The sequence below is a fragment of the Acinetobacter sp. RF14B genome, from assembly GCF_006864105.1.
GTDB classification, from domain to species: Bacteria; Pseudomonadota; Gammaproteobacteria; order Pseudomonadales; family Moraxellaceae; genus Acinetobacter; species Acinetobacter lwoffii_C.
Window position 1 is genome coordinate 1 of sequence record NZ_SMTB01000012.1, and the last position, 25,442, is coordinate 25,442.

Annotated in this window: 22 protein-coding genes and 1 pseudogene; 13 read left to right on the forward strand and 10 right to left on the reverse strand. The window is 44.7% G+C overall.

Annotated features, from left to right (window positions below):
- Positions 1-128 precede the first annotated feature (128 nt).
- Positions 129-434, reverse strand: a pseudogene (locus E2K52_RS03345) (beta-ketoacyl synthase N-terminal-like domain-containing protein); the annotation flags it as partial.
- Between the two features lie 275 nt (positions 435-709).
- On the opposite strand from E2K52_RS03345, the gene E2K52_RS03350 reads away from it, so the two are divergent.
- The 7 genes from E2K52_RS03350 (at position 710) to rimI (ending at position 8,639) form a co-directional block, all read left to right on the forward strand.
- Entirely contained in the window at positions 710-2,236 is a 1,527-nt protein-coding gene (locus E2K52_RS03350) for an EcsC family protein (protein ID WP_151203687.1), read from the forward strand.
- A gap of 149 nt (positions 2,237-2,385) precedes the next feature.
- On the forward strand, positions 2,386-2,760 hold the full coding sequence (gene rpsL / locus E2K52_RS03355; protein WP_002050319.1) for a 30S ribosomal protein S12: 375 nt from the start codon (positions 2,386-2,388) through the stop codon (positions 2,758-2,760).
- A gap of 179 nt (positions 2,761-2,939) precedes the next feature.
- Complete coding sequence (gene rpsG, locus E2K52_RS03360; protein ID WP_151203689.1) at positions 2,940-3,410, forward strand: 30S ribosomal protein S7; 471 nt, start codon at positions 2,940-2,942, stop codon at positions 3,408-3,410.
- 130 nt (positions 3,411-3,540) lie between these two features.
- Positions 3,541-5,676, forward strand: coding sequence for an elongation factor G (gene fusA, locus E2K52_RS03365; RefSeq protein WP_151203691.1), 2,136 nt, complete (start codon positions 3,541-3,543; stop codon positions 5,674-5,676).
- Positions 5,677-5,769: 93 nt separating this feature from the next.
- Positions 5,770-6,960 (forward strand): elongation factor Tu, encoded by a 1,191-nt coding sequence (gene tuf / locus E2K52_RS03370; RefSeq protein ID WP_151203694.1) that lies wholly within the window; start codon positions 5,770-5,772, stop codon positions 6,958-6,960.
- Between the two features lie 233 nt (positions 6,961-7,193).
- Positions 7,194-8,075 (forward strand): metal-dependent hydrolase, encoded by an 882-nt coding sequence (locus tag E2K52_RS03375; protein ID WP_151203696.1) that lies wholly within the window; start codon positions 7,194-7,196, stop codon positions 8,073-8,075.
- 102 nt (positions 8,076-8,177) lie between these two features.
- Positions 8,178-8,639, forward strand: coding sequence for a ribosomal protein S18-alanine N-acetyltransferase (gene rimI / locus E2K52_RS03380; RefSeq protein ID WP_151203698.1), 462 nt, complete (start codon positions 8,178-8,180; stop codon positions 8,637-8,639).
- Positions 8,640-8,653: 14 nt separating this feature from the next.
- Here rimI and E2K52_RS03385 read toward each other — a convergent pair whose 3' ends face one another.
- The 3 genes from E2K52_RS03385 to trxB form a co-directional block, all read right to left on the reverse strand.
- Complete coding sequence (locus E2K52_RS03385; RefSeq protein WP_151203700.1) at positions 8,654-9,469, reverse strand: arginyltransferase; 816 nt, start codon at positions 9,467-9,469, stop codon at positions 8,654-8,656.
- 22 nt (positions 9,470-9,491) lie between these two features.
- Positions 9,492-10,223 carry a leucyl/phenylalanyl-tRNA--protein transferase gene (aat, locus tag E2K52_RS03390; protein WP_151203702.1) on the reverse strand — a complete coding sequence of 244 codons (732 nt, stop codon included), beginning with the start codon at positions 10,221-10,223 and terminating at the stop codon, positions 9,492-9,494.
- A gap of 84 nt (positions 10,224-10,307) precedes the next feature.
- Positions 10,308-11,270, reverse strand: a complete 963-nt coding sequence (trxB, locus tag E2K52_RS03395; RefSeq protein ID WP_151203704.1) for a thioredoxin-disulfide reductase — start codon at positions 11,268-11,270, stop codon at positions 10,308-10,310.
- A 249-nt stretch (positions 11,271-11,519) separates the two neighbouring features.
- Here trxB and E2K52_RS03400 point away from each other — a divergent pair, with 249 nt between their 5' ends.
- Entirely contained in the window at positions 11,520-14,543 is a 3,024-nt protein-coding gene (locus E2K52_RS03400) for a DNA translocase FtsK (protein ID WP_151203706.1), read from the forward strand.
- A 66-nt stretch (positions 14,544-14,609) separates the two neighbouring features.
- Here E2K52_RS03400 and E2K52_RS03405 read toward each other — a convergent pair whose 3' ends face one another.
- The 6 genes from E2K52_RS03405 to E2K52_RS03430 form a co-directional block, all read right to left on the reverse strand.
- The gene (locus E2K52_RS03405; protein ID WP_151203708.1) at positions 14,610-14,897 is read right to left on the reverse strand and encodes a PA4642 family protein; all 288 of its coding nucleotides are present in this window, start codon (positions 14,895-14,897) and stop codon (positions 14,610-14,612) included.
- 127 nt (positions 14,898-15,024) lie between these two features.
- Positions 15,025-15,297: a cell division topological specificity factor MinE gene (gene minE / locus E2K52_RS03410; protein ID WP_151203710.1), complete on the reverse strand. Its 273-nt coding sequence runs from the start codon at positions 15,295-15,297 to the stop codon at positions 15,025-15,027.
- Positions 15,298-15,299: 2 nt separating this feature from the next.
- A complete protein-coding gene (gene minD, locus E2K52_RS03415) occupies positions 15,300-16,112 on the reverse strand; it encodes a septum site-determining protein MinD (protein WP_151203712.1) in 813 nt (270 codons plus the stop codon).
- A gap of 68 nt (positions 16,113-16,180) precedes the next feature.
- Positions 16,181-16,888: a septum site-determining protein MinC gene (gene minC / locus E2K52_RS03420; protein WP_151203714.1), complete on the reverse strand. Its 708-nt coding sequence runs from the start codon at positions 16,886-16,888 to the stop codon at positions 16,181-16,183.
- 160 nt (positions 16,889-17,048) lie between these two features.
- Complete coding sequence (locus E2K52_RS03425) at positions 17,049-18,113, reverse strand: preprotein translocase subunit SecA (protein WP_151203716.1); 1,065 nt, start codon at positions 18,111-18,113, stop codon at positions 17,049-17,051.
- A 6-nt stretch (positions 18,114-18,119) separates the two neighbouring features.
- Positions 18,120-19,046 (reverse strand): acyltransferase, encoded by a 927-nt coding sequence (locus E2K52_RS03430; protein ID WP_151203718.1) that lies wholly within the window; start codon positions 19,044-19,046, stop codon positions 18,120-18,122.
- A gap of 250 nt (positions 19,047-19,296) precedes the next feature.
- Between E2K52_RS03430 and E2K52_RS03435 the strand changes: the two genes are divergently transcribed.
- The 5 genes from E2K52_RS03435 (at position 19,297) to argB (ending at position 25,397) form a co-directional block, all read left to right on the forward strand.
- On the forward strand, positions 19,297-19,950 hold the full coding sequence (locus E2K52_RS03435; RefSeq protein ID WP_151203720.1) for an OmpA family protein: 654 nt from the start codon (positions 19,297-19,299) through the stop codon (positions 19,948-19,950).
- A 146-nt stretch (positions 19,951-20,096) separates the two neighbouring features.
- On the forward strand, positions 20,097-22,136 hold the full coding sequence (locus E2K52_RS03440) for a UvrD-helicase domain-containing protein (RefSeq protein WP_151203722.1): 2,040 nt from the start codon (positions 20,097-20,099) through the stop codon (positions 22,134-22,136).
- Positions 22,137-22,183: 47 nt separating this feature from the next.
- Complete coding sequence (dut, locus tag E2K52_RS03445) at positions 22,184-22,636, forward strand: dUTP diphosphatase (protein WP_151203724.1); 453 nt, start codon at positions 22,184-22,186, stop codon at positions 22,634-22,636.
- A 423-nt stretch (positions 22,637-23,059) separates the two neighbouring features.
- Positions 23,060-24,478, forward strand: coding sequence for a phosphomannomutase/phosphoglucomutase (locus E2K52_RS03450; protein WP_151203726.1), 1,419 nt, complete (start codon positions 23,060-23,062; stop codon positions 24,476-24,478).
- A gap of 10 nt (positions 24,479-24,488) precedes the next feature.
- Positions 24,489-25,397 (forward strand): acetylglutamate kinase, encoded by a 909-nt coding sequence (gene argB / locus E2K52_RS03455; protein ID WP_151203728.1) that lies wholly within the window; start codon positions 24,489-24,491, stop codon positions 25,395-25,397.
- Positions 25,398-25,442: the final 45 nt, after the last annotated feature.

The window sequence follows — 25,442 nt, forward strand, 5'->3', positions numbered from 1 at the left end:
AGTGACATGAAAAGAGGCTTAAGCCTCTTTTTTTATTTTGTTGAGCGCGTTTTTTCTAGAGTGAAAATATTCAATGCGATCAAAACAAACCCACAGGAGCAATAACCCAATCAGATGAGGCTGTGTTAGCCTGCAATACCATAACGCGGATTATTGGCCAGGTCTTCCTGTTTTAAGCCTGCATGTTCAACTGCTGCGATAGCCGTGTTATAAGCATACATGGCACAGACACCCATAAAGCGTTTCAGTTTACGGTCGATTCCATCGAAATCCTGTTCAGCAGCTGCACTGACATGGCTTTTAAAATTCAGTTCGGCATAAGTCGGGTTAAAACGTGTTCCTGAAATCCCGTTTTGTAAAGAATGGTTTACATCCTCTAATGTATTACCGATGCACGAGTTAATACCCATACCAGTGATGACAACACGTTTCATCTACAGATCCTTATAGTTTATCTCTGGGTCAGAGGGAGATATTTGGCCTTGTAAAAACAGCGAAATATGGCGCTGACACCTGTTTCACGATGGTGAACATCATAGCAGAAAGGTTTTTGAAATCTTATGGCAAATGTTATGCCGTGTGACAGTGAATTGAGTTCATAAAGTGTTGAGTGGGGCTTTTACCAAATGAAACAGAATAAGGTTGAGATAAATGCTGACTACACCTAGTATTTATACCAAATACAAGCACGTGCATGCTGAGGTGGAAAATGGGAAATGCTAATAATAAATCATCTAATGGTCTGATTTCGAATGCGTTTGGAGTGGCGAAAAAGTTCAGCTCAACAGGATTGGATCTGTTACATCATGTCGCACCTGATTCGGTTACTAAAGTCGGTAAAGTTTTAAATAATAATTCTATAATTGAGGGTTCAGCCAAAGTGAAAAGTCCGTTTACAGCAAAAAAATATGAAAATCCAAAGCAGATGTTGCGTGAGCATCTCCCGAATGTTTCCCGTCAGTTATTGGGCCGTCGCTTTAATACCGTCAATAACGTGGCACATTTTGTTTCTCCGCAGCTTACTGAAAAAGTATCGGATTATTTCTTTGACCATTTAAATCATTTCAGTAACCAGATGAGTTCAGTTGATGCCATTCTGGATGAAGCAGGTGCACGAGAGCTGGAAGAGCTGACTCAGGACATAGACCGCTCAAAGCGTCTTTCTCAGGCTTTTGGCGAACAGAATAAATGGATTGCCACGCTACAGGGTGCAGTGACTGGTACCACAGGTGTCGTGGGAACGGCAATTGATATTCCCGCGTCGTTATTACTGGCTTTACGTACCATTTATCAGGTTGGCCGTTCTTATGGTTTTGACCTGAGTAAAGAAGATGATCAAGAAATCGTCCAGCATATTTTTAAACAGATTGATCTCAGCCTGATTGCAGAAAAACAGACCTTGCTGCTTGGTCTGAAAGCCATCAGCAATACCCTTAAAACTCATGATCTTTCTCAATTACAGAACATGCTGGGCTCGGATAATGATATCGAGGCTCTGAAAAAATGGCTCAGTAAAGAAGATGGCAGCATGAAATGGGACTGGATGAACCATATGTCGAAGTTTTCTATTCTAGAGCAGTTAACCAGGCTGACTCCACTGGCTGGTGCGGGAATTGGTGCAGTATATAGCCATCGTTTTGTGGATGATGTGAATCAAAAAGCTCAGGACGTTTTCTCGCATGCGCGTCAGTATCTGTTACAGCATCAGGATACCAGTTTATCGCCATATTCAGCTTATGAAAAAGCGATGAGTCTGTTAGAGCAGGCTGCACCGAAATTACTGGAAAAAAATGATGCGGAGGAGGTTACTCCTGCCCCAGACAAGCCAGTTTTAGATAAAGAAATTACGCTTGAAGGAAATGATCATATCACTCAGGTGAAGCTGGTTAAAAAACAACAACAGGATTTGAGTCCTGAAGATGCTGAAGTGAAAGAAGATGAAAAAGTCAGAGAAGGGCTGGATAAACTAACAGATCAATTGGTTGAGCCGGTAGCAGATAAACACATGCAGCAGCCTGCAATTCCTAAAGATGCTTTTGATGCGGATGCCGCCTTGGACGAAGAGTTGGGCCTGCCATCAGAAAATACTGAAAGTATTGAAACTGTTACTACAGCAGAAAATATCAATGCGGCGGAACAGAAGGATCAGGCAGTGGAGGCTGAGCAGCCGCAAGCTACCGAGAAAGCTGAAGATGTTACAAAAAATACCGCTAAAAAATCAAAAAACAAGCAGTAAATGATGCTGTAATGAATAGTGTAAGTCTTGAACTTATCGGACTTTGTCTGGCACAGATATATTGACCGATTTTCCATCTTGACTTACAATTGCATGCCCTCAAAAAGTAGTAGTTTTTTGGGGCTTTTTATTAACGGGAGAATTGCCACATGGCAACAACAAATCAGTTGATCCGCAAGGGTCGTACGACTTTAGTTGAAAAATCTAAAGTTCCTGCGTTAAAGGCTTGTCCACAACGCCGTGGTGTTTGTACACGTGTTTACACAACTACACCTAAAAAACCTAACTCAGCAATGCGTAAAGTTTGCCGTGTTCGCTTAACTTCAGGTTTTGAAGTTTCTAGCTACATCGGTGGTGAAGGCCATAACCTACAAGAGCACAGTGTTGTTCTGATCCGTGGTGGTCGTGTTAAAGATTTACCAGGTGTACGTTACCATACCGTTCGTGGTTCTTTAGACTGTGCTGGTGTTAAAGATCGTAACCAGTCTCGCTCTAAATACGGTACTAAACGTCCTAAGAAATAATTGTTTAAGAACAATTTTCTAAGACTGTAGAACCGTAATCCTTTATCGTCTCGCTTGTCTGATTTCTTCATTTAATTTTGTGAAAATTCAAGCGACGTGTAGTAAGGCCAGCGAATGCACATGACACTTTGTGCTACTGCTGGATTAACCTGAAGTGTCATATATATAGGTAGTTTAAAATGCCAAGACGTCGCGTAGTTGCTGCTCGTGAAATCCTTCCGGATCCTAAGTTCAGCAGCCAAACAATCGCTAAATTCATGAACCACGTAATGCAAGATGGTAAAAAATCTATTGCTGAAAGTATCGTTTACGGTGCTTTAGAACGCGTTCAAGAAAAATCTAAAGTAGACCCGGTTGAGTTTTTTGAAGCTACGCTTGAAAAAGTTCGTCCTATGGTCGAAGTAAAAGCACGCCGTGTTGGTGGTGCTACTTATCAAGTTCCTATGGAAGTACGCCCATCCCGTCGTACTGCTCTAGCGATGCGTTGGTTGGTAGATGCTGCTGCTAAGCGTTCTGAAAAAACTATGGCTTTACGTCTTGCTGGCGAGTTGCTTGATGCATCTGAAGGCAAAGGCGCAGCGGTTAAAAAACGTGAAGATGTGCATCGTATGGCTGAAGCCAACAAAGCCTTCTCTCACTACCGTTTCTAAGCACATAAAACAGGCCCTAATCAGGAAGATGGCAACACTGCTTTCACGCAATTGTCATCAAAGCGCTTTAAGTTGCTAGCAGCTTAAAGCGTCCTGTTTTAAACAACAAAATTTAGGAATGCTAGAAATCATGGCACGTCAAACCCCAATTTCTCGTTACCGTAACATTGGTATTTCTGCGCACATCGACGCAGGTAAAACAACTACCTCTGAACGTATTTTGTTCTATACAGGTGAGAGCCACAAACTAGGTGAAACTCACGAAGGTTCAGCAACGACTGACTGGATGGAACAAGAGCAAGAACGTGGTATTACCATTACCTCAGCAGCTGTAACATGCTTCTGGAAAGGTATGGCTAACCAGTTCGACCAACACCGTATTAACGTAATTGACACCCCGGGACACGTTGACTTCACGATTGAAGTTGAGCGTTCTATGCGTGTTCTTGACGGTGCGTGTATGGTTTACTGTGCTGTAGGTGGTGTACAGCCTCAGTCTGAAACTGTATGGCGTCAAGCAAACAAATATGGCGTTCCACGTCTTGCATTTATCAACAAGATGGACCGTACTGGCGCGAACTTTTTCCGCGTTATCGAGCAAATGAAAACTCGTCTTGGTGCGAATCCAGTACCAGTCGTTGTTCCAGTGGGCGCAGAAGAAAACTTCACTGGTGTTGTTGACTTGATTGAAATGAAGTCAATCATCTGGGATGAAGCTTCTCAAGGTATGAAGTTTGAATACGGCGAGATTCCTGCTGAACTTCAGGCGACTGCTGAAGAGTGGCGTACTAACATGGTTGAAGCTGCTGCTGAAGCATCAGAAGAACTCATGGATAAATACCTGGAAGAAGGTGATCTTTCTAAAGAAGACATCGTTGCAGGTTTACGTACTCGTACATTAGCTTGTGAAATTCAACCGGCAATGTGTGGTTCAGCATTCAAAAACAAAGGTGTTCAACGTATGTTGGACGCGGTGATTGAATTCTTGCCAGCACCGACTGACGTTGCAGCGATTAAGGGTATCCTTAACGACAAAGACGAAACTGAAGCGTCTCGTGAAGCGTCTGATGATGCACCGTTCTCTGCGCTTGCGTTCAAAATCATGAACGACAAATTCGTAGGTAACTTAACCTTCGTACGTGTTTACTCTGGTGTTCTAAAAGCGGGTAGCCCGTGTTATAACCCGGTGAAAATGAAGCGTGAACGTGTAGGCCGTATCGTACAGATGCACGCAAACGATCGTCAGGATATCGAAGAAATTCGTGCAGGCGATATCGCAGCGTGTGTAGGTCTTAAAGATACAACGACTGGTGATACGCTGTGTGATGAAAATGCAGTGATTACACTTGAGCGTATGGAATTCCCAGAGCCAGTAATTGCACTTGCAGTTGAGCCTAAAACTAAAGCTGACCAAGAAAAAATGTCTGTTGCTTTAGGCCGTTTGGCAAAAGAAGATCCATCATTTCGTGTACGTACTGATGAAGAATCTGGCCAAACCATTATTGCTGGTATGGGTGAGCTTCACTTGGACATTATTGTTGACCGTATGAAGCGTGAATTCGGTGTGGAAGCAAACATTGGTAAACCAATGGTTTCTTACCGTGAAACGATCAAAAAATCGGTTGAACAAGAAGGTAAATTCGTACGTCAAACTGGTGGTAAAGGTAAATTCGGTCACGTATACGTACGTTTAGAACCGCTTGCTGAAGATGCTGGTAAAGATTACGAATTCGCTGAAGAAGTTGTAGGTGGTGTAGTACCTAAAGAGTTCTTCGGTGCGGTTGATAAAGGTATCCAAGAACGTATGAAGAATGGTGTCCTTGCTGGTTATCCAGTAGTTGGCATCAAAGCGACATTGTTCGACGGTTCTTACCACGATGTCGACTCTGACGAATTGTCGTTCAAAATGGCAGGTTCTTATGCCTTCCGTGATGGTTTCATGAAAGCGGATCCTATCCTTCTTGAGCCAATCATGAAAGTTGAAGTAGAAACGCCAGAAGACTATATGGGCGATATCATGGGTGACCTTAACCGTCGTCGTGGTATGGTTCAAGGTATGGACGATCTGCCTGGCGGTACTAAAGCCATTCGCGCTGAAGTTCCACTGGCTGAGATGTTTGGTTACGCAACTCAAATGCGCTCTATGTCTCAAGGTCGTGCGACTTACTCTATGGAATTTTCTAAATATGCTGAAACTCCACGTAACGTGGCGGAAGGCATTATTGCTAAATTCCAGTCTGGCGGTAAAAAAGGTGACGACGAGTAATCTTTGGATTACTATAAGCCCAAACTAATTTATAGTTAAAAACCAAGTGCTCATGCAGCGATCCTGCATGAGTAATTCAAAAAGGAAGATCTCATGGCTAAGGCTAAGTTTGAACGTAATAAGCCACACGTTAACGTGGGCACAATCGGTCACGTTGACCATGGTAAAACAACTTTAACAGCTGCGATTGCAACTGTATGTGCGAAGAAATTCGGTGGTGAAGCTCGTGACTACGCTGCAATTGACTCTGCACCAGAAGAAAAAGCACGTGGTATTACTATTAATACTTCACACGTAGAATACGATTCTCCAACTCGTCACTACGCTCACGTCGACTGCCCAGGTCACGCCGACTATGTTAAAAACATGATTACTGGTGCGGCTCAAATGGATGGCGCGATCCTGGTATGTTCAGCGACTGATGGCCCTATGCCACAAACTCGTGAACACATCCTGCTTTCTCGTCAGGTTGGTGTTCCATACATCATCGTATTCCTGAACAAATGTGACATCGTTGATGACGAAGAGCTGATCGAACTGGTAGAAATGGAAGTTCGTGAACTTCTTTCTACATACGACTTCCCGGGTGACGACACTCCGGTAATCCGTGGTTCTGCTCTTGCTGCACTGAACGGTGAATCTGGCCAGTACGGCGAAGATGCTGTAGTTGCACTTGTTGAAGCGCTTGATACTTACATCCCAGAGCCAGTACGTGCAATCGATCAAGCATTCTTGATGCCAATTGAAGACGTATTCTCTATTTCTGGTCGTGGTACAGTAGTAACTGGTCGTGTTGAGACTGGTGTTGTACGCGTTGGTGAAGAAGTTGAAATCGTAGGTATCAAAGACACCGTTAAAACAACTGTAACTGGTGTTGAGATGTTCCGTAAGCTTCTAGACGAAGGTCGTGCGGGCGAGAACTGTGGTGTTCTTCTTCGTGGTACTAAGCGTGAAGACGTACAACGTGGTCAAGTATTGGCTAAACCAGGTTCAATCAAGCCACACACTAAATTCGATGCGGAAGTATACGTACTTTCTAAAGAAGAAGGTGGTCGTCACACTCCATTCCTGAACGGTTACCGTCCACAGTTCTATTTCCGTACAACTGACGTAACTGGTGCGATCCAGTTGAAAGAAGGTGTGGAAATGGTTATGCCTGGCGACAACGTTGAGATGTCAGTAGAACTGATCCACCCAATCGCAATGGACCCAGGTCTGCGTTTTGCGATCCGTGAAGGTGGTCGTACAGTAGGTGCTGGTGTAGTTGCTAAAGTAACTGCATAATCACTGATTGTGTCAAAAAAGCGCTCCTGTGGAGCGCTTTTTTTATCTTTATATTCATAAAATTCAGCCTTAATCTCCAGCTTAAATTGTCTGACAGTTTATTAAAAAGCTGTCCTTAAGTGATATTTTACTGACCTTAACTGCACTTATGAGAAAAATTCCACGCAGTAAGATAAATCTAAGAATTCCAAGATTATATTTTCAGGTCTAAAAGCACTTGAATGGAGAAGGGCATGAACGCTAAAGTAAAAATTACCAATCGGGCTGGTGCAAGCTTTCCAGTACGCCAGATGAATTTTGAGTTTGAACAGGTCCCAGAATATTGGATGAGTGGTTCGGCAGGTCTGACCCACTTTATGACAGCACTCTCGGCATTATTTCCAGCAGGTGAAAAATTTTTTATTGATTCGGTTCGTGCTGTACGCCAGCATCCCGCCATTAAAGACAATGAAGCCCTCCAAAAAGAAATTTCTGCTTTTATTGGTCAAGAAGCCATGCATACTCAAGAGCATGTCGGGTTTAATGCGTCGGCTCAGCGTTATGGTCATGATGTTGATGCGCTTGATCGTCAGACAGACCGGGTGATTCAAACAGTACGTAAGTTTTTTGCTGTACTTGGTAAGCCATTTGGGATTAGTCAGGAAATGGTTGATCTGACCGCAACTACGGCTCTTGAGCATTTTACTGCAACAATTGCCTCCCAGTTGCTGAGTAATGAGCATATTCAGGAGCTGATGAAAGATGAGACCATGAAAACCATGTGGCTGTGGCATGCGATTGAGGAAAATGAGCATAAGGCCGTGGCCTATGATGTATTCGAGGGTGTTTTTGGTAAAGGTTCTAAATCCTATCTATTGCGTACCAGTTCCTTAGTGGCTGCGATGGTGACTTTATTTTTTGTACATAGCTATTTTATCTTGCGCTTATTAAAAGAAGATCAGCATCTGAATATATCGGCATTGAAAGATATTTATATTTTTGGTTATAGCCCATCCAAAGGAATTATTGCGGGTATGACCAAAGAAATGCTGATGTATTTTAAACCGGGATTTCATCCTAATGACCTGGATAGCCGGAGTTTACTGAGTAGTTGGAAGCAGAAACTCGGTTTATAGAGTGAAAAGCTGAAGAGCGATTGAGATCGCTCTTTTTTTTACTCGATTTTTTAAATAAAGTTTCTATAATGCGGAGGTTGATTTTATATAAGATGAACGAAGATGATTCGTTTAATGCAAGTTGCTGATCTGGAGCGCGTTAGCCAGATCGAAAGTCTGGTTCAGTCGCACCCTTGGACTTTCAATCAATTCAAAGAAGCAGTCAGGGCCTATCAAAGTACTGTGATTGAGCAGGCAGGACAAGTGGTAGGCTTTTGTATTTTGCAGCCGGTTGTGGATGAAGCCAATCTGCTGTTGATGGCAATTGATCCTGCACAGCAGGGCAAAGGCCTGGGTTTTGAGTTATTAGACCAGTCGATTGCTTTGCTGAAAAATAATCCGGTACAGATTTTTTTAGAAGTTCGTGAGCGTAATGTCGCTGCCATCAAGCTGTATGAAAAGTCTGGTTTTCATCAGATTGATTTAAGAAAAAATTATTACCCAAATCCAGATGGCACACGTGAGCATGCAATTATCATGGTCAAAGCCTGTACGGATGACTTTGCCAGTCTATTTAAATCATAACAGCAAAAAAGATACTATTTAATGATCTGATGATTCCATCCGCTGGGCAAAGTCGTCATCAAGGAGTTTCCCAAGTGTTCGATTTCTGTAGCACTTAATGGGCGATTCAGGCGACGCCATTGCCCATCAATCAGCAACTCTAAAGGCAGATAACGGGACTTATAATTCATTTTATAAGAATGTGGCACCCAATAGCCCAGATAAATAAATCGCAATCCGATTTTTTTTGCATGTTCAATTTGTTTCAGAATAGCAAATACACCGAGAGAGCGGCGGTTTTCATCGGGATCAAAGAAGGTATACACTGCTGAAATTCCATCATCCAGCAGATCACAGGCGGATACCGCGATCAGGTGTTCACCTTGCCATAGTTCCAGAAAGAAGCTCTCTGCGCAGCTTTGCAGCAGAAACTTTTCAAACTGGTCTCGACTTGGTGGATACATGTCGCCATCAGCATGGCGCTCATGAATGTAGCGTTCGTATAAAGCATAGTGGAGATCGCTGGCCTGATCGGGGCTGGTAATTCGCATGCTCAGATCTTGATTACGTTTCCAGGCCTTTTTTTGAGAACTATTCATCTCGAATTCATGCACAGGAACGCGACAAGACAAACATTGACGGCATAGATGGCATTCGGGCCGATAAACAAAATCACCACTGCGACGGAAGCCGGTACGCGAGAGTTCAGACAAGGTCAGGACGTCAATGCGGTGCGAAGGATCGAGAAAAACCATGCGTGCTGATTTATTTGGTAAATAGCTGCAATCGTGTGGCGGCGTAATATAATACTGTAAATCGTTCAGTAGGGACTTAGGGTGATAAGAGTTCATGGCAAGTACCCTCTGTTTATTTTCATTCGATTAAGCGCGCGTTCTGCGCTATTGTTTTACTTGAAAATACACCTTCCTGATAGCTTTTCCAATTGACTGCTGGCTGTTTGATTACATCTTGTAACGATTTAAGGTATGTCTGGCGAGAAATTGTACAGGCACCCAAGCTTAGCAGATGATCGTTGACCAGTTGGCAGTCGATCCAAGGCAGCTGGTTTTCCTGTCCGATCAGCATCAGGGTGTAAAAAGCCATTTTCGATACATCGGTTTGGGTACTAAACATAGATTCCCCAAAACAGCCTTGACCGATGGTCACGCCATATAAGCCGCCAACCAACTGTGTCTCATCCCAGACTTCAATACTATAAGCATAGCCGGCGGTAAACATCTGACAATAGCCTTGAATAATGTCTTCACTGATCCAGGTCTCATTGGCATAGCTGCGTGGTAAAGCGCAGGCCCGAATGACTTTTTCAAAGGCCTGATTGATGCTAATCCGATAATCCTTTTTTTTCATGCTACGAATCAGGGATTTACTCGGGTGATAATCCTGCGGACGAATAATGCAGCGCGGTTCCGGGCTCCACCAGCAAATTGGATCGCCTTCAGAAAACCAAGGAAATAAGCCATGACTATAGGCTTCATATAAGGTAGCAGGGGAGAGATCAGCACCAATACAGATCAGGCCTTCGCCTTCAGGATCAACTTCTACCGGATCGGGAAAAACAAACTGTGAAGGTATAAGGTAATGCATGCAAACACCTGATTTTAAAATAGTCTATTTTTATCATACATAAAAAAGCCGCCCAAGATGGACGGCTTTTGATTTTCTCATGGGTTAGGCTAGTTTGCCCATCGCATCGAGATATTTTTCTGCATCGAGGGCCGCCATACAGCCTGAACCCGCAGACGTGATTGCCTGACGATAAACGCTGTCTGCAATATCACCTGCTGCAAATACACCTGGAACCGAAGTCTGGGTCGCATTTCCAGCAGTACCGCTTTGTACCTGAATATAACCATCACGAAGCTCTAATTGGCCTTCAAACATGGTGCTATTGGGCTTATGACCAATCGCTACAAACATACCCGTCACATCAACGTTTTGAGTAGAATCATCTTGGGTTGATTTAAGACGAACTGAGGTCACACCAGATTGCGCATCACCTAGAACTTCATCGACCTGATGATTCCAGATAATGCTGATCTTGCCTTCTTTCTCTTTTTCAAAAAGTTGCGATTGGAGGATTTTTTCTGCACGTAGGCTGTCACGGCGGTGTACCAGCGTGACATGTGAAGCAATATTGGAAAGATACAGGGCTTCTTCAACCGCAGTATTTCCTCCACCGACTACCATCACTTTCTGGTTTTTATAGAAGAAACCATCACAGGTCGCGCAGGCGCTTACACCCTGACCCATAAAGGCTGCTTCTGATTCCAGACCTAAATATTGTGCTGTTGCACCTGTACAGATGATCAGTGCATCACAGGTGAACTCTTCCATATCACCTTTGAGAACAAATGGACGCTGACTCAGATCGACTTCATTAATATGATCATAGACAATTTCGGTCCCAAAACGTTCTGCATGGGCTTGCATACGTTCCATTAATGCTGGACCTGTCAGGCCTTCAGGATCCCCAGGCCAGTTATCGACTTCAGTCGTAGTGGTCAGTTGGCCGCCAAGTTGCAGTCCTGCGATTAAGGTCGGCTTTAAATTAGCACGCGCTGCGTAGACAGCTGCGCTATAACCTGCAGGGCCAGAACCTAAAATAATCAGTCGTGAGTGACGTGCGCTCATCAGCCGTATCCTTTTTTTATTTAGAAATTTATTGAATTATACGTGAAACTGTATAAAAGTTGTGTGAGATTAAAGTCGATATTGTTGATCAGTGAAATCGATTGGGGCTATATCGCGCTATAAAGAAGAGCTACACAATAATGCATCTTTTTTCACAGAACAGGTGCATAATATACATTTTATTGCGAAGCTTTTTTTCAAGCATAGAAGCAAAAGAATATTCATGAAGAATTGGTTACAGGACAGTATATGACAGCGGTGTCGAGTGCCTATGCACAGCGCTTAGTAATGACATTATTTTTAGTCTCATTTGGGATTTATCTGTTTCTTGCAACAGTGACCTATACGCCATTTGATCCGGGATGGATGCATATCTCTAGCGATACGCAGACCGTTTCCAATGCAAGTGGCGTTGCTGGAGCCTGGATTTCAGATCTGTTATTCGGCTTTCTCGGCTGGGCCAGTTTGCTGCTCCCTGTCTATCTGTTTGTGGAGGCAATACAGGTCTGGTGGCCGCACAGCTTCCTGAATCGTCCATTCCGCTATGCTGCCCAGTTCTTCCTGTTATTGACCAGTTCTGCGCTGCTGTTTCTATTCTGGCAAGTTCCTGCGGATACACTGGATAACTCTTCAGGCGGAATTATCGGCTACGAACTGGGTCAGAGCCTTGAGCAGTTGCTCACTGTTTATGGTGCTACATTCTTCCTGCTGGTGCTTTGGGTGGTGCTATTTACGCTGGCTTTTGGCGTGAAGTGGAACAAGACCTGGAGCAGTCTGAAAGCAACGCCTGCCTATTTGCAGGATCTCTTTTATCGCAATGTGCCAGAAGGCATGTCAGACTTTGACCGTACAGCGCCGGTCATCAAAAAAGAAGCTACCAAAACTGCTGCCCAGAAAGTCAGCGTGCCTGTGACTGCTGCACCGGAACATAAACTGGTTGACGTTGATCCTGTGGTGCGTGATCAGGTGGCGGAACGTTTATTTGATGATTTTGCACATAAAGAAGCGCAGCAGATACAGACAGAAGAAGTTCAAGCTGAAGCGCCGGTACTGCAGCCAGAACATGATGTTGCAATACCAGTTCCCCAGCATTCCGACCGTGTGGTCGCAACAGGGGAGGTGTGGCGTGCCTTGAATTCAAATGAAGACCAGCGCCATGCGCAGGATATTGATGCCTTGCTTAAAGCGGCAGAAGAAGAGCAACATCAGCCCGCGTTTGAAGCCCCGCATGCTTCTGCTTCTGGACAGCCAAGCCCGGCGCATCCTCATAAAACAGGGCTGGACTGGGATGATAACGCGATTTTTGATGAATTGCTGGCTGCTGTGCCTCAAGGGAAAACAGCAAGCGATGTACATAGCCCGTTTACGGCAGCAAGTAGCAATAAAACGTTAAGAGTGGTTGAGAATACACCGGGCACCGCTGCACCTGTAGCTACATCAATCAGCGGTGCCCGTCGCGTTGAAAATACTGCGCTGGACGTGGATTTTGATGATCTGGATGATTTGCTGGTTGCAGAAGATGAACCCAAACCAGTACGTGCATCCAGCTATGCACAATCTTCTGCCTTTGTGCAGGCACCGATTCAACGTGCAGAGTCCGTAGTCAGCTCTGCGGCAACAAATGCTGCAGTGCATGAGGCATTGTCTAAGGAAGAGTTTATCGATGCTTGGCAGGAAACTGCTGGAAAGCCGCAAGATGAAGACGAATTTGACTTTGATGCACCTCTGACCGATGCTGCCGGCCGTCCGATGTCACGCGCCATGCATGTGGCCGAACGCCGTAAAGATTTATCACCTTTGCCGGGTCTGGATTTGCTGGATGAGGTCGACCCTAACAAGAAAGTGAATTTTACCGAAGAACAGTTGTCGCGTTTATCCGAGTTACTGGAAATCAAGCTACAGGAATTTAATGTCAAGGCCAAAGTGGTGGAGGCTCAGCCAGGCCCAGTCGTCACCCGTTTTGAGCTGGATCTTGCTCCGGGCGTGAAAGCCTCTAAAGTCACGAATATTTCCCGTGATCTGGCACGTTCGATGTCCATGGCCTCCGTACGTGTGGTCGAAGTCATTCCGGGCAAGCCGTATATCGGCATTGAAGTACCGAACAGTACCCGTGAAATGGTACGTTTAATTGAGCTTTTGACCATTCCTGCCTTTACAGATCCGAACAGCATTCTTTCGATGGCAATGGGCAAGGATATTTCTGGCAATCCGGTGATTGCCGATCTAGGGAAAGCACCGCATATGCTGGTCGCAGGTACGACCGGTTCAGGTAAATCGGTAGCAGTGAACTCGATGATTCTATCGATGCTGCTCAAATATACGCCTGACCAGTTACGCCTGATTCTGATTGATCCGAAGCAGCTGGAACTGGCCAACTATAATGATATTCCCCATCTATTAACGCCAGTGGTGACGGATATGAAAGATGCGGTGAGTGCATTGAACTGGTGTGTTAATGAGATGGAACGCCGTTACAAACTGATGTCTTTCCTGAAAATCCGTAAGCTGAGTGACTATAACCGCAAGGTCGAAGAAGCAATTGCCAATGGTGAAGAGCTATTTGACCCAACCTGGAAAGCCAGTGAATCGGTCGCAGGAGAGCGCGCACCGCGCTTAATGCCATTGCCTTCAATTGTGATTGTCGCAGATGAATTCGCAGATATGATCATGCAGGTCGGTAAAAAAGCCGAAGAAATGATCACACGACTGGCGCAGAAATCCCGTGCTGCCGGTATTCACCTGTTGTTGGCTACCCAGCGTCCATCGGTGGATGTTATTACTGGTCTGATTAAGGCCAACATTCCAACCCGGGTTGCGTTACGGGTGAACTCCAAGATTGACTCACGTACCATTCTGGATGCAGGTGGTGCAGAAGATTTACTTGGTCATGGTGATATGCTGTTTCTTGGTCCCGGTAAAATCGAGCCGGAGCGTGTGCATGGTGCCTTTATTGCTGATGATGAGGTGAACCGGATCTGTGATGCCTGGCGTGAACGGGGTGCACCGAACTATGTGGATGAAATTCTGACGCCTTATGATGAAGAACCATCCAGCCGTGGCTTTGAAGATGGAGGCGAAGGTGGTTCTGATCGGGATGCCCTATATGACCAGTGTGTAGCCTTTGTACTGGAAACCCGTAAAGCTTCCACCTCTTCCTTGCAGCGCAAATTTAGTTTGGGTTATAACCGTGCTGCCCGCATTATTGACCAGATGGAGGAAAATGGCATTGTCAGCTCTATGGGTGCCAATGGTAAGCGTGAGATTCTGGTGTAAATCTGAAATGCTCAAGTACATAAAAAAAGCCTGCTTTAAAGCAGGCTTTTTTATTTATTATTCACATCAGGCAAATTTTTCTAAGACTGCCAGAAATTCGGCGCTTTGACGCGGAAAAGTTGCAATCACATCATGAATACGCTGACCTTCAGGATTCGTGGCATTAATATCACGACCATCAGCGACAAACTTGGTCAACAAGCGCTCATAGTCCAAAGGGCGCATATGTTTGAAGGCATGATAAAGCACATGAAAATCTGCATGAACACCCGCAGGAGGAAGCTGATTCAGGTAGGCAAATACACGCTCATCTGACCATTCTTCGTTAAAGGTCGCAGGTTGAGATAATGCCATCGCAATCTCCTCGATTTAATTCTTCGGCATGAAAAAGGCAAAATATTGAAGGCAGGGAAAAGCCATATTTTTCTGCCTGCCGCATATTCTGCCTTGAATCAATTTGCTTGACCAATCAAAAATCAGATTATCGCTCTTCAGGTAAATTGATATTCATTTCAAGCATTTCAATATTGGCCTCAGAGCGAACCTGCATTTGAATATGATTCTCATCCACGCCACGGACGTAGCGATTGACTACCTGCATGATTTCCGTTTTCATCTGGTCAATTTTGTCCTGACTTAAACGGCGTCCTAGACCCTGTTCAGATGCCACGATCACCTTTAAACGATCCTTGGCAGTCTGTGCGCTTGGGGCTTTTTCCTCGCTACTAAAAAGTTTACTCCAGAATCCTGCCATGTTTACGCTCCAAATAATCGTGCTAACCAGCCCTTCGGTTTTACCTCAATATGACGGTAAGGACGCTCTTCACCGAGGAAGCGAGCAACCAGATCATCATAAGCCTGACCTGCAGCAGACTCAGTGAAGTGAATCACAGGTTTACCTTCGTTAGACGCTTGTAATACGCTTGGGCACTCAGGAATCACGCCTAAGGTTGGTACACGTAAAATATCTTTTGAGATGTCATCAATCGTCAGCATTTCCTGTTTATCAGCACGTTCCGGGTTGAAACGGGTAATACATAGATGCTTACGGATACGACCTTCGTTTTGTTCTACTTTTTTAGTTTTACTGTCGAGCATGCCAATGATACGGTCAGAGTCACGTACTGATGAAATCTCAGGATTTGTCACAATGATGGCTTCATCTGCATGATACATGGCCAGAATCGCACCACGCTCAATACCTGCCGGGGAATCACAGATAATATAATCAAATTCCTGTGACAGCTCATCCATAACACGCTGAACACCTTCGTCAGTCAGGGCATCTTTATCACGTGTTTGTGAAGCCGGTAAAATATATAAATTTTCAATATCTTTATCGCGAATCAGTGCTTGTTGTAGTCGTGCTTCGTTATTCAAAACATTTACAAAATCATATACCACACGGCGTTCACAGCCCATAATCAAATCTAGGTTACGCAAGCCTACATCAAAATCGATTACCACAGTTTTGTGGCCACGTAGGGCTAAACCTGTTGCAAAAGATGCACTTGTTGTAGTTTTACCTACACCACCTTTGCCTGATGTTACGACAACAATTTTCGCCACCGAATCCACTCCTGTTATGGTTCAAATCCCCTATAAAAAATGGGGGTTATTTGGTGTTTATTTATACATTAAAATTGTAGAGCCTCAAATACAAGCTCTTGTTGATCATTCAAATAAATATGCACAGATTTTTTCAATACATGTGCTGGAATGTCATCGGCCACACAATAGGTTCCTGCAATCGAAACCAGCTCTGCTTCAAGTGCATGACAGAAAATACGTGCTGCATGATTGCCACCTGCACCTGCAATTACCCGGCCACGCGCACTACCATAGATATGAATATTGCCTGATGCAATCACTTCTGAACCGCTGTTGATTCCGGCAGTGATAATAATGTCACCTTGATGCTGCACAATACATTGGCCGGTGCGCAAGATTTCATCATGATAAGACGTCACATGGGCAATGACGGGTGCTGAATCTGCCTGCTGGTCATCGGCTGCTTCAGGTTTTACCTCAACCACCTGCTCCTTGCTGGCTTTAATCTCTTGCAGTTGGCGATCAGGGGGGAGCACCGGAAACTGAATGGCGCGAGCCTGATCGCCTAAAATACCTTCCGTCACAGCCATTGGCTGGACTTCCAGATCAATCAGCAATTGGATCAGGGCAATGAGTTCCTGGTCGACTGAACTTTCAATAACTGCCAAAGTACCCGGTGGAAATGCAGCCTGTAATTTGGGTGTAAGTTGCTGGCGGATGGCATTATGATCATTTGTGTCCAAGCTAATGCGCAGCGCATTGACCATTCTGCCTTTTATCCGTATGTCAGCCATAGTTCTTCCTTAATACTTCTGACCTGCTGGTTTATATCGAAGCAATGTTGTAAATAGTACAAATCCTAGAACAAATTTGAGTAATTCTCTAGCGATCCACGTTATTTTTTTAGACGAACAGTAGACGCCAATTTTCATGAATTCTATAAATAAAAACTCATTAACTGATTGACTGCTGATTTTGCTCATATTCTTCCAGGAGCTGTTGCCATTGCTTAATCTTGACCTGTTTGCGGATCGTTTCAATTGTTTCAAAAACAGCCGATTCGACCAATTTATCAATATGAGGACTGTGTTCAATCTGAATCTGGCTGATTTTATCGGAAATCAGGGCAAAAGTCGGATTGTCCTGTGAACCATCACGATATGTAAAGGGATCAATCAGCCCCTGAGTAATATTTTCTCCAAGACGTTGTCCAATGCTTTGAATTTGCTGTTCAATCCGACCGCCAACAATGGGGATCAGCCGAAGGAGCTGGGTGAGTTCAGGCGTATCTTCAATGGCCTGATTCACGATCTGGCCCACATTTTTGGCAATGCCTAAACGTTGGGCCTGTAATTCTCTTCCCAGAGACTCCTGCAAAATATCAGCCAGTGCAACAGCCAGTAATTTACGGTGCTGTTCAATTAGCTCATCAATTAATTGTTTATGCGAGGTGCTGGTGGTGACTTCCCGCTGGATACCATCCAGTACGGTTAACACTACCCGGCTGGAAAGCTCCTCCATCAGCAGGCTGTAGTAGAAATGACCACGCTTGTACCAGGAATCAGGAATCACTTTATAGCCATGCTTGTGCAGGTTATAGCCGATGGTCACAGCCCGTAACAGACGCAGGAAACGTAATTGCGGAATAATTGCCAGAACTTCGTACCAGTGCACAAAAGGGAAAAACCACCAGCGGCGATGATGATTTAATAGGCTTGCAATGAGCCAGCGTGCCAGAAGCTCAATGATCAAAAAAGTGGTAAACCAGCCTTCAGTAATAATAACCCAAGGCCGTAATTCACTTTTATAAAACTGTAAGATTTCAGGTACCTGAGCAAAATCAAACAGCCATTGACCAAAATCACTTACTAAAATTGCATTGGCACTGAGACAGAACAGATTGATCATGATCAGCGCCATCATGAAGATGTCGTAGAGCAGTGCAATTTTCCAGCCCCAAGAGCCCTTGCGGATAAACTTAAATGAGCTGGACACAGTGTCCGCTTTGTCGTTCTTCATAATCTCTCAGGCAGAAGCTGCTACAAGTGCTTGCTGCATTTGTTCAATTCGTTGATCCTTTTCGGACCAAATCTGGTCGACCCATTGCTGGAAACGGGCACGATATTCGGCATCATCCTCGTAATTACCGCCCAGCACCCAATCCGGAATGTCAATTTTTCTCAAATCCACGGCAATGCGCGGTACTTCACCCAGCCAGAATTCGCCATAACCTGGCACACCGTCCGGATAGACAATCGTCATATCCACCAGGGCATCAATCTTGTCACCTAAAATATTCAGGGCCAACGCCAGTCCACCGGCCTTGGGTTTGAGCAAATGCCGATAAGGTGATTTTTGCTGCTCATGCTTTTCATGGGTGAAACGCGTGCCTTCCAGATAATTCAGCAAGGTAAAGGGCTGACTGATCAATTGCTCGCAGGCCTGACGCGCTTCTTCAATATCGCGATATTTCAGGGCCGGGTTTTTGGCAATCTGTTCTTTACTGTGCCTTTTCATCATCGGGAACCCAAGGATTTTAAACGCTTGGCCAACAAATGGGATAAAAATAAGTTCCCATTTTGTAAAGAAGCGGGTAAGTGGCATCCGGGTCAGGCCAAAATACTGGTTGACGGTGGTATCGACCCAGCTTTGGTGGTTGCAGGTCATCAGGTAGCGCCCCTGCATATTCAGGTCCAGAGACTCATCAATCGTGATCTGCCAGTCGGTATTTTTCAGGACATGGTCAATCAGCCAGTTATTGACCGCCAGCCAGCTGTTGGTGATCTTGATATTGGTTTCATCCACTTTGGATGATTTTTTGAATAATTTGGTCAGACCTAGTGCCAGTACCGGAGGACCATGAAAGAAAGTGCTTCCAGTCATAACTGAAGTGACAGTCAGGCCGCGTGCCAGTTTTTTTAAAGTCATTTTTTGCTTGCTATTCGATGACATATACAAACAGTTCCAGAGATGAATCATTTAAATTTCATTATATTTTGAACAATATAGTAGGAGTTGAGGAAATAGAAAAGGCCAGATCTTAAACTATGAAGAAACTGTGGTGAAACTTGTTGTTACAGTTACATATGAACATTACAAAAAGTTGCTAAAAAGTTTATTATTAACAAAAAATAAATGGTTATCCCATTATTTTTAAATCATTATCTGATTTATACGACAAAGACAAACAAGGAGGCATGCGATGCGTGCACTAGTAATTTCAGCAGTTGTGGCAGGGGCGGTAGCGCTGACAGGCTGTCAATCTACAGGTAATAATATTGGTGGCGTTGAGTATGATAAAGCTGCTCTAGGTACGCTTATCGGTGCTGCAGCGGGCTATGGTGTGTCTAAAGGTAACGCAAACACCAGCCGTCAAAACAACCGTGCGGCTGCAATTGGTGCAGTTGTTGGTGGTGCAGCGGGTGTTTATCTTGACAGCAAAGAGAAAAAATTGCGTCAGCAAATGGCTGGAACGGGTGTAGAAGTTGGCCGTAATCCGGATGGTTCTGTTGGCCTGATCATGCCGGGTAATATTACTTTCGATACAAATAAAGCAAATATTAAACCTAACTTCTATGCAACTTTAGACAAAGTTGCCCAGACGCTGGCGGAAGATAACAAAAGTGGTATTCTGGTAACAGGTTATACAGACAGCACGGGTAATGATTCTATCAATATTCCACTGTCGCAAGCGCGTGCTCAATCTGTAGCAAGCTACATGGCTTCACGTGGTATTTCAACTGCACGTATTAATGCGCAAGGTCACGGTTCAGCGAATCCGATTGCATCAAACGCAACTGCAGAAGGCCGTGAACAAAACCGTCGTGTAGAAATCAGCATTTACGCGATTCAATAATTCTTTATCAAACCTTGATGAATTGAAAAACCACCTTCGGGTGGTTTTTTTTATGACAGCGCATTGACTGCTAAAACACAATTTGGATTAGGCAAACGGCTGCGGAGATGACTATAATCGGAGCCGAATTTAGAAGAGGAAGTCCTATGTCACTCGCCAGTCAGTTAAATGACAAGCAACTTGAAGCCATGAAATATACTCAAGGACCCTTGTTAGTACTTGCCGGAGCGGGTTCAGGCAAGACCTCCGTGATTACCCGAAAAATTGCCTATCTGGTTAAGCATTGCGGAATTCCGGCTCACCGGATTACAGCCATGACATTTACCAACAAGGCGGCGCGCGAAATGAAAGAGCGTGTGACCAAGCTGTTAACTCGTGAAGAGGCCAAAGGTCTTTCGGTTTCGACGTTCCATACCTTTGGTCTAAATCTGCTGCGTCTGGAGCTTAAACACACACCGCTCAAGGCCAACTTCTCGATTCTGGATGCTGATGACTGTAAACGGATTCTGATGGATCTGATGCATCGTGACAATTTATCTGGTGCTGAAAGCAAAGAGCTGATCGCCAAAGCTATGAAGATGATTTCGGACTGGAAAAATGATCTGATTCCACCCGAACAGGCGCATACCACCTGTGAAACGGCAGAAGATGTTCAGTTTGCGCATTTGTATCAGCTTTATGAGCGCAATTTGCGTGCCTATAACGCGGTTGATTTTGATGACCTGATCGTGATGCCAACGCGTCTTCTCCAGGAAAATGCAGAAGTCCGTGACAAATGGCAGAACCGGGTGCGCTATTTGCTGGTCGATGAATATCAGGATACCAATACGGCGCAGTATATTCTGGTGAAGCTGCTGGTCGGCGTGATGGGGCAGTTCACTGCTGTAGGCGATGATGACCAGTCAATCTATGCCTGGCGCGGCGCCAAGCCAGAAAATATGGCCTTATTACAACAGGATTTCCCCAACCTGAAAGTGATCAAACTGGAACAGAATTACCGTTCAACCAGCCGTATTTTAAAAGCCGCCAATACGGTGATTGGTAATAACCCGCATATTTTTGATAAAAAGCTCTGGTCAGACAAAGGCCATGGCGAGGTTATTCGAATCATTACTTGTCGTAATGACGATGATGAAGCCGAACGCGTGGTCAAAGACCTGATCACTCATAAGCTGATGAATGGCAAAAACTGGAAAGATTATGCGATTTTGTATCGTGGAAACTTTCAGGCACGTATTCTGGAAACCCAGTTACGCCAGATGCAGATTCCTTACAAGCTGTCTGGTGGCCAGTCTTTCTTCGCACGTGCAGAAATCAAGGACGTCATGAGTTATTTACGCGTGATTATTAACCCGGAAGATGACAGTGCATTTCTGCGTATTATTAATACACCAAAGCGGGCAATTGGTCCGGTGACGCTGGAAAAGCTGGGCCTGTTTGCACAGGAAAATAACCTGTCCTTGTTGGCAGCAGCCGGTGATCAGCGCCTGACCATGGCCATACCTAAAAAAGCCACCACACAGCTGGCTGAATTTTCTGACTTTATCAGTAATTTCACGCGTGAGTTGCTAGACGATGATGAGCCTGTACCGATTATCCGTCAGATGATGGTCGAAGCGGGGTATATCGACTATGTCAAGGAATCGGCCGCGACACCAGCCCAGGAAAAAACCAAGCTGGATAATATTGAAGTGCTGTACAGCAGTATTCAAAGCCTGATTAACCGTGCTGAAGATGTCGATGAAAAGAATATCGAAAGCGTCATCCGCAAGATGGTATTGCTGGATATGCTTGAGCAGCAGCAGGAAGAAGAAGACACCGACAAGGTGAATTTGTTGACCCTGCACGCCTCCAAAGGTCTGGAATTCCCCTATGTTTATCTGATCGGACTGGAAGAAGAAATTCTGCCGCATAAAAACTCGATTGCCGCAGAAACGGTCGAGGAAGAGCGCCGTCTGATGTATGTGGGGATCACCCGGGCACGTCAGGGGCTGACTATTACATTGGCCGAGCAGCGTAAAGCGGGCGGGCAAATGAAACAGATGACCCCGAGCCGCTTTTTGGATGAGCTGCCAGAAGATGAGCTGGAATGGCTGGGCCGCAAGAAAAAACTGGCCGGTAATATCGATCCAAAATTGCAGGCGCAGCAATATCTGGAAAATTTACGTGCCTTAATCAAGCGCTAGTTTTGTAATACTTAGTTTTTAATAGATCGTCACAGGAAAAGTAATTCATGAAAGTTCAGGTAAAAGTCCTTGATTCACGTCTGGGGCAAGAATGGCCAATGCCGACCTATGCAACGACTGGTTCGGCTGGATTGGACTTGCGTGCTTGTGTGGAAGAAACCACTCTTATTGAGCCGGGACAAACGGTTCTGGTAAAAACCGGCCTGTCCATTTATATTGAAGATCCGGCTTTTGCGGGTCTAATTCTGCCACGTTCAGGTCTAGGCCATAAGCACGGGATTGTACTAGGCAATCTTGTGGGGCTGATTGACTCAGATTATCAAGGCGAATTGATGGTATCGGTATGGAATCGTAGTCAAACTGCCTTTAGTCTGGAGCCAGGTGAGCGTCTGGCCCAGTATGTGTTGGTGCCGGTGGTTCAAGCGCAGTTTGAGCTGGTCAATGAATTTGAAGCCACTGAACGTGGTGCCGGTGGCTTTGGTCACACCGGTCAGGCTTAAATCACCTAAATAAAATGATCTGGTGAATTGTTTTAACCAGATCATTTTATGGTCAAAAAAATCAATAAACATATATCTCAATATATTGCTGATCAAAATCTTTTAACTAAGCCTTAAAATATAAAAAACAATAAAAATTATTTTCTTCTCATTTAATGAATATGATTTGTATAAAGAGAAATCTTATGACAGGAGAAAATATCTATTTAAATATATTTAATGTTTACTAAAAATATTTTTTCTAGACTTTTTTGTATATAAATCCCTCTATAAAAGCTGAATAACTATATTTGTATAATTGATTGTTACATTAAAATGAGCTAAAAGTATGCAGTCTTAAAACAACAATACTGTTTAAAGTCATAATGATTAAATCATTATTTTATCCTGCCAGCATTAAATTGATAGTAAAAAGAAGATTATATGGGATCTATGAATCATCCATTTCCTCTGCATATTTTTCGTGCCTATGACATCCGGGGGAAAGTGAGTTTACTTAGTACGGGTGTGATTGACGCGATTGCCCATGGCCTTGCCCAGCAATATCGTGCTGCTGCACAGACTCGGGTAGCAATTGGATATGATGCCCGGATCAGCAGCCCGGCCTTTGCCGAAATTCTTCAAGGTATTTTTGGTCAGTATTCGATAAAAGCCACCATTATCGGTTGCTGCTCCAGCCCGATGCTGTATTTTACGGCGCGTCAGTTCGACGGTAATGGCGTGATGGTAACGGCCAGCCATAATCCCAAAGAGGATAATGGAATTAAATGGATTATTTCCGGTGAACCGCCTTGCCCGCAGATGATTCAAAATGTGGCGCAACTGGCTAAACAGCATTGCCACAGCGAACTTGCCAACATCCCTCAACGTCCCCATTTGATTGCGCCAGAATTTTGCCTGCCATATCAGTATGCAATCTTGCAAGATATTCAGCTCAAGAAAAATTTTAAAGTCGTCCTGGATGGCCTGCATGGTTCGGCCGGTCGCTGTGCCAAGCTGGTACTGGAAAAGCTGGGTTGTGAGGTGACCGCTTTGCGCTGTGTGGCCAATGGTGAGTTTCCGGATCATGCGCCGGACCCTTCTCAGGAAGCACATCTGAAAACATTGTATCAGACGGTTATTCAGCAACAAGCCGATATAGGAATTGCCCTGGATGGTGATGGGGATCGTGTAGTTCTGGTAGATGAGCTGGGAAATATCATTAGTGCTGATCAGTTGCTGTGCTTATTTGCCAAAATCTGTTTGACCGGTTCAGAAGCAAAACAGTTTGTTTATGACGTGAAATGTTCGACCCTGGTTCGTAATACTGTGCAGGAGCTAGGCGGTGAAGCAGTGATGATCCGTACGGGAAGTTCCTTTTTACGTAAATATTTAGCTCATTCCCAGAATCAGGCTGTTTTTGGGGGAGAATATGCCGGTCATTATGTATTTAATGACGGACGGGGCTGTGGCTATGATGATGGGCTATATGCTGCGTTACGCGTCATAGAATATCTTGACCAGATGGGACAAAGTTTAGCTCAGGTATTACAGGCCTATCCCAAACGCTATGGTACAGAAGACCTCTATATTGCGACCCGTGATATTCAGGCCAATGAGCTTTTAGAGCTTGTCGAGCAGCAATCTCAACAATTCAATGCACAAATGAGTACAATTGATGGGATACGTCTTGATTTTGAGGACGGTTTTGGCATCATTCGGGCATCCAATACAGGTGAATATTTTACAGTACGCTTTGACGCCAGCAGTGCTCAGCGTCTGAATGAAATCCGTCATCTGTTTGTAAGCATGTTGCGGGATCGTTATCCAGAAATCGCGCAAGACATTTTAGATGCTCAATAAGGAGAGGCGAATGCCAAATCAGCAGACCGGCATCGACAAAGCACAAATTCTGACAGAAGCTTTGCCGTACATCCAACGCTTTACAGGAAAGACTCTAGTCGTCAAGTATGGCGGTAACGCAATGACGGATCCTGAGCTGGAAAGTTCGTTTGCCCGTGATATCGTCTTGTTGAAAACTGTCGGCCTGAATCCGGTGGTGGTGCATGGGGGCGGTCCACAAGTGGATTCCATGTTAAAACAGCTTGGGCGTGAATCTGACCGTATTGATGGGATGCGTGTGACAGACCCTGCCACCATGGAAGTGGTTGAAATGGTGCTGGGCGGTAGTGTCAATAAATCTATCGTGAATTTAATTAACCAGCACGGTGGCCGGGCAATTGGCCTGACCGGTAAAGATGGGAATCTGCTGCGCGCTAAAAAGCTGCTCATGAAAAAAACGGCAGATGATGGTTCGGTTGAGGAAATTGATCTCGGACTGGTCGGCGAAGTCGTTGGGGTAAAAACCGATGTCCTAGAAATGTTTACCAACAGCGACTTTATTCCAGTGATTGCTCCGCTTGGCGTAGATGAAGAAGGCAATACCTACAATATTAATGCCGACCTGGTGGCAGGCAAAGTCGCAGAAGCCCTGGGGGCGGAAAAACTGATCCTGCTGACCAATATCACCGGTGTACTGGATGAAAATAAAAAACTGCTGACTGGTCTGAGCACACAGGAAGTAGATCGCCTGATCGAAACCGGGGTGATTTATGGTGGTATGATTCCTAAAGTTGGATGCGCTCTAGATGCAGTCAAAGGTGGAGTGGTCAGTGCGCATATCGTCGATGGCCGTGTTCCACATGCCAGCTTGCTGGAAATTTTTACCGATCACGGGGTAGGAACCTTGATTACCAACCGTTCCAAGCCACATTGTGCTTAAGACATTATTTTAAAATTTTAAAGAGCCTCCCTTGAGGCTCTTTTT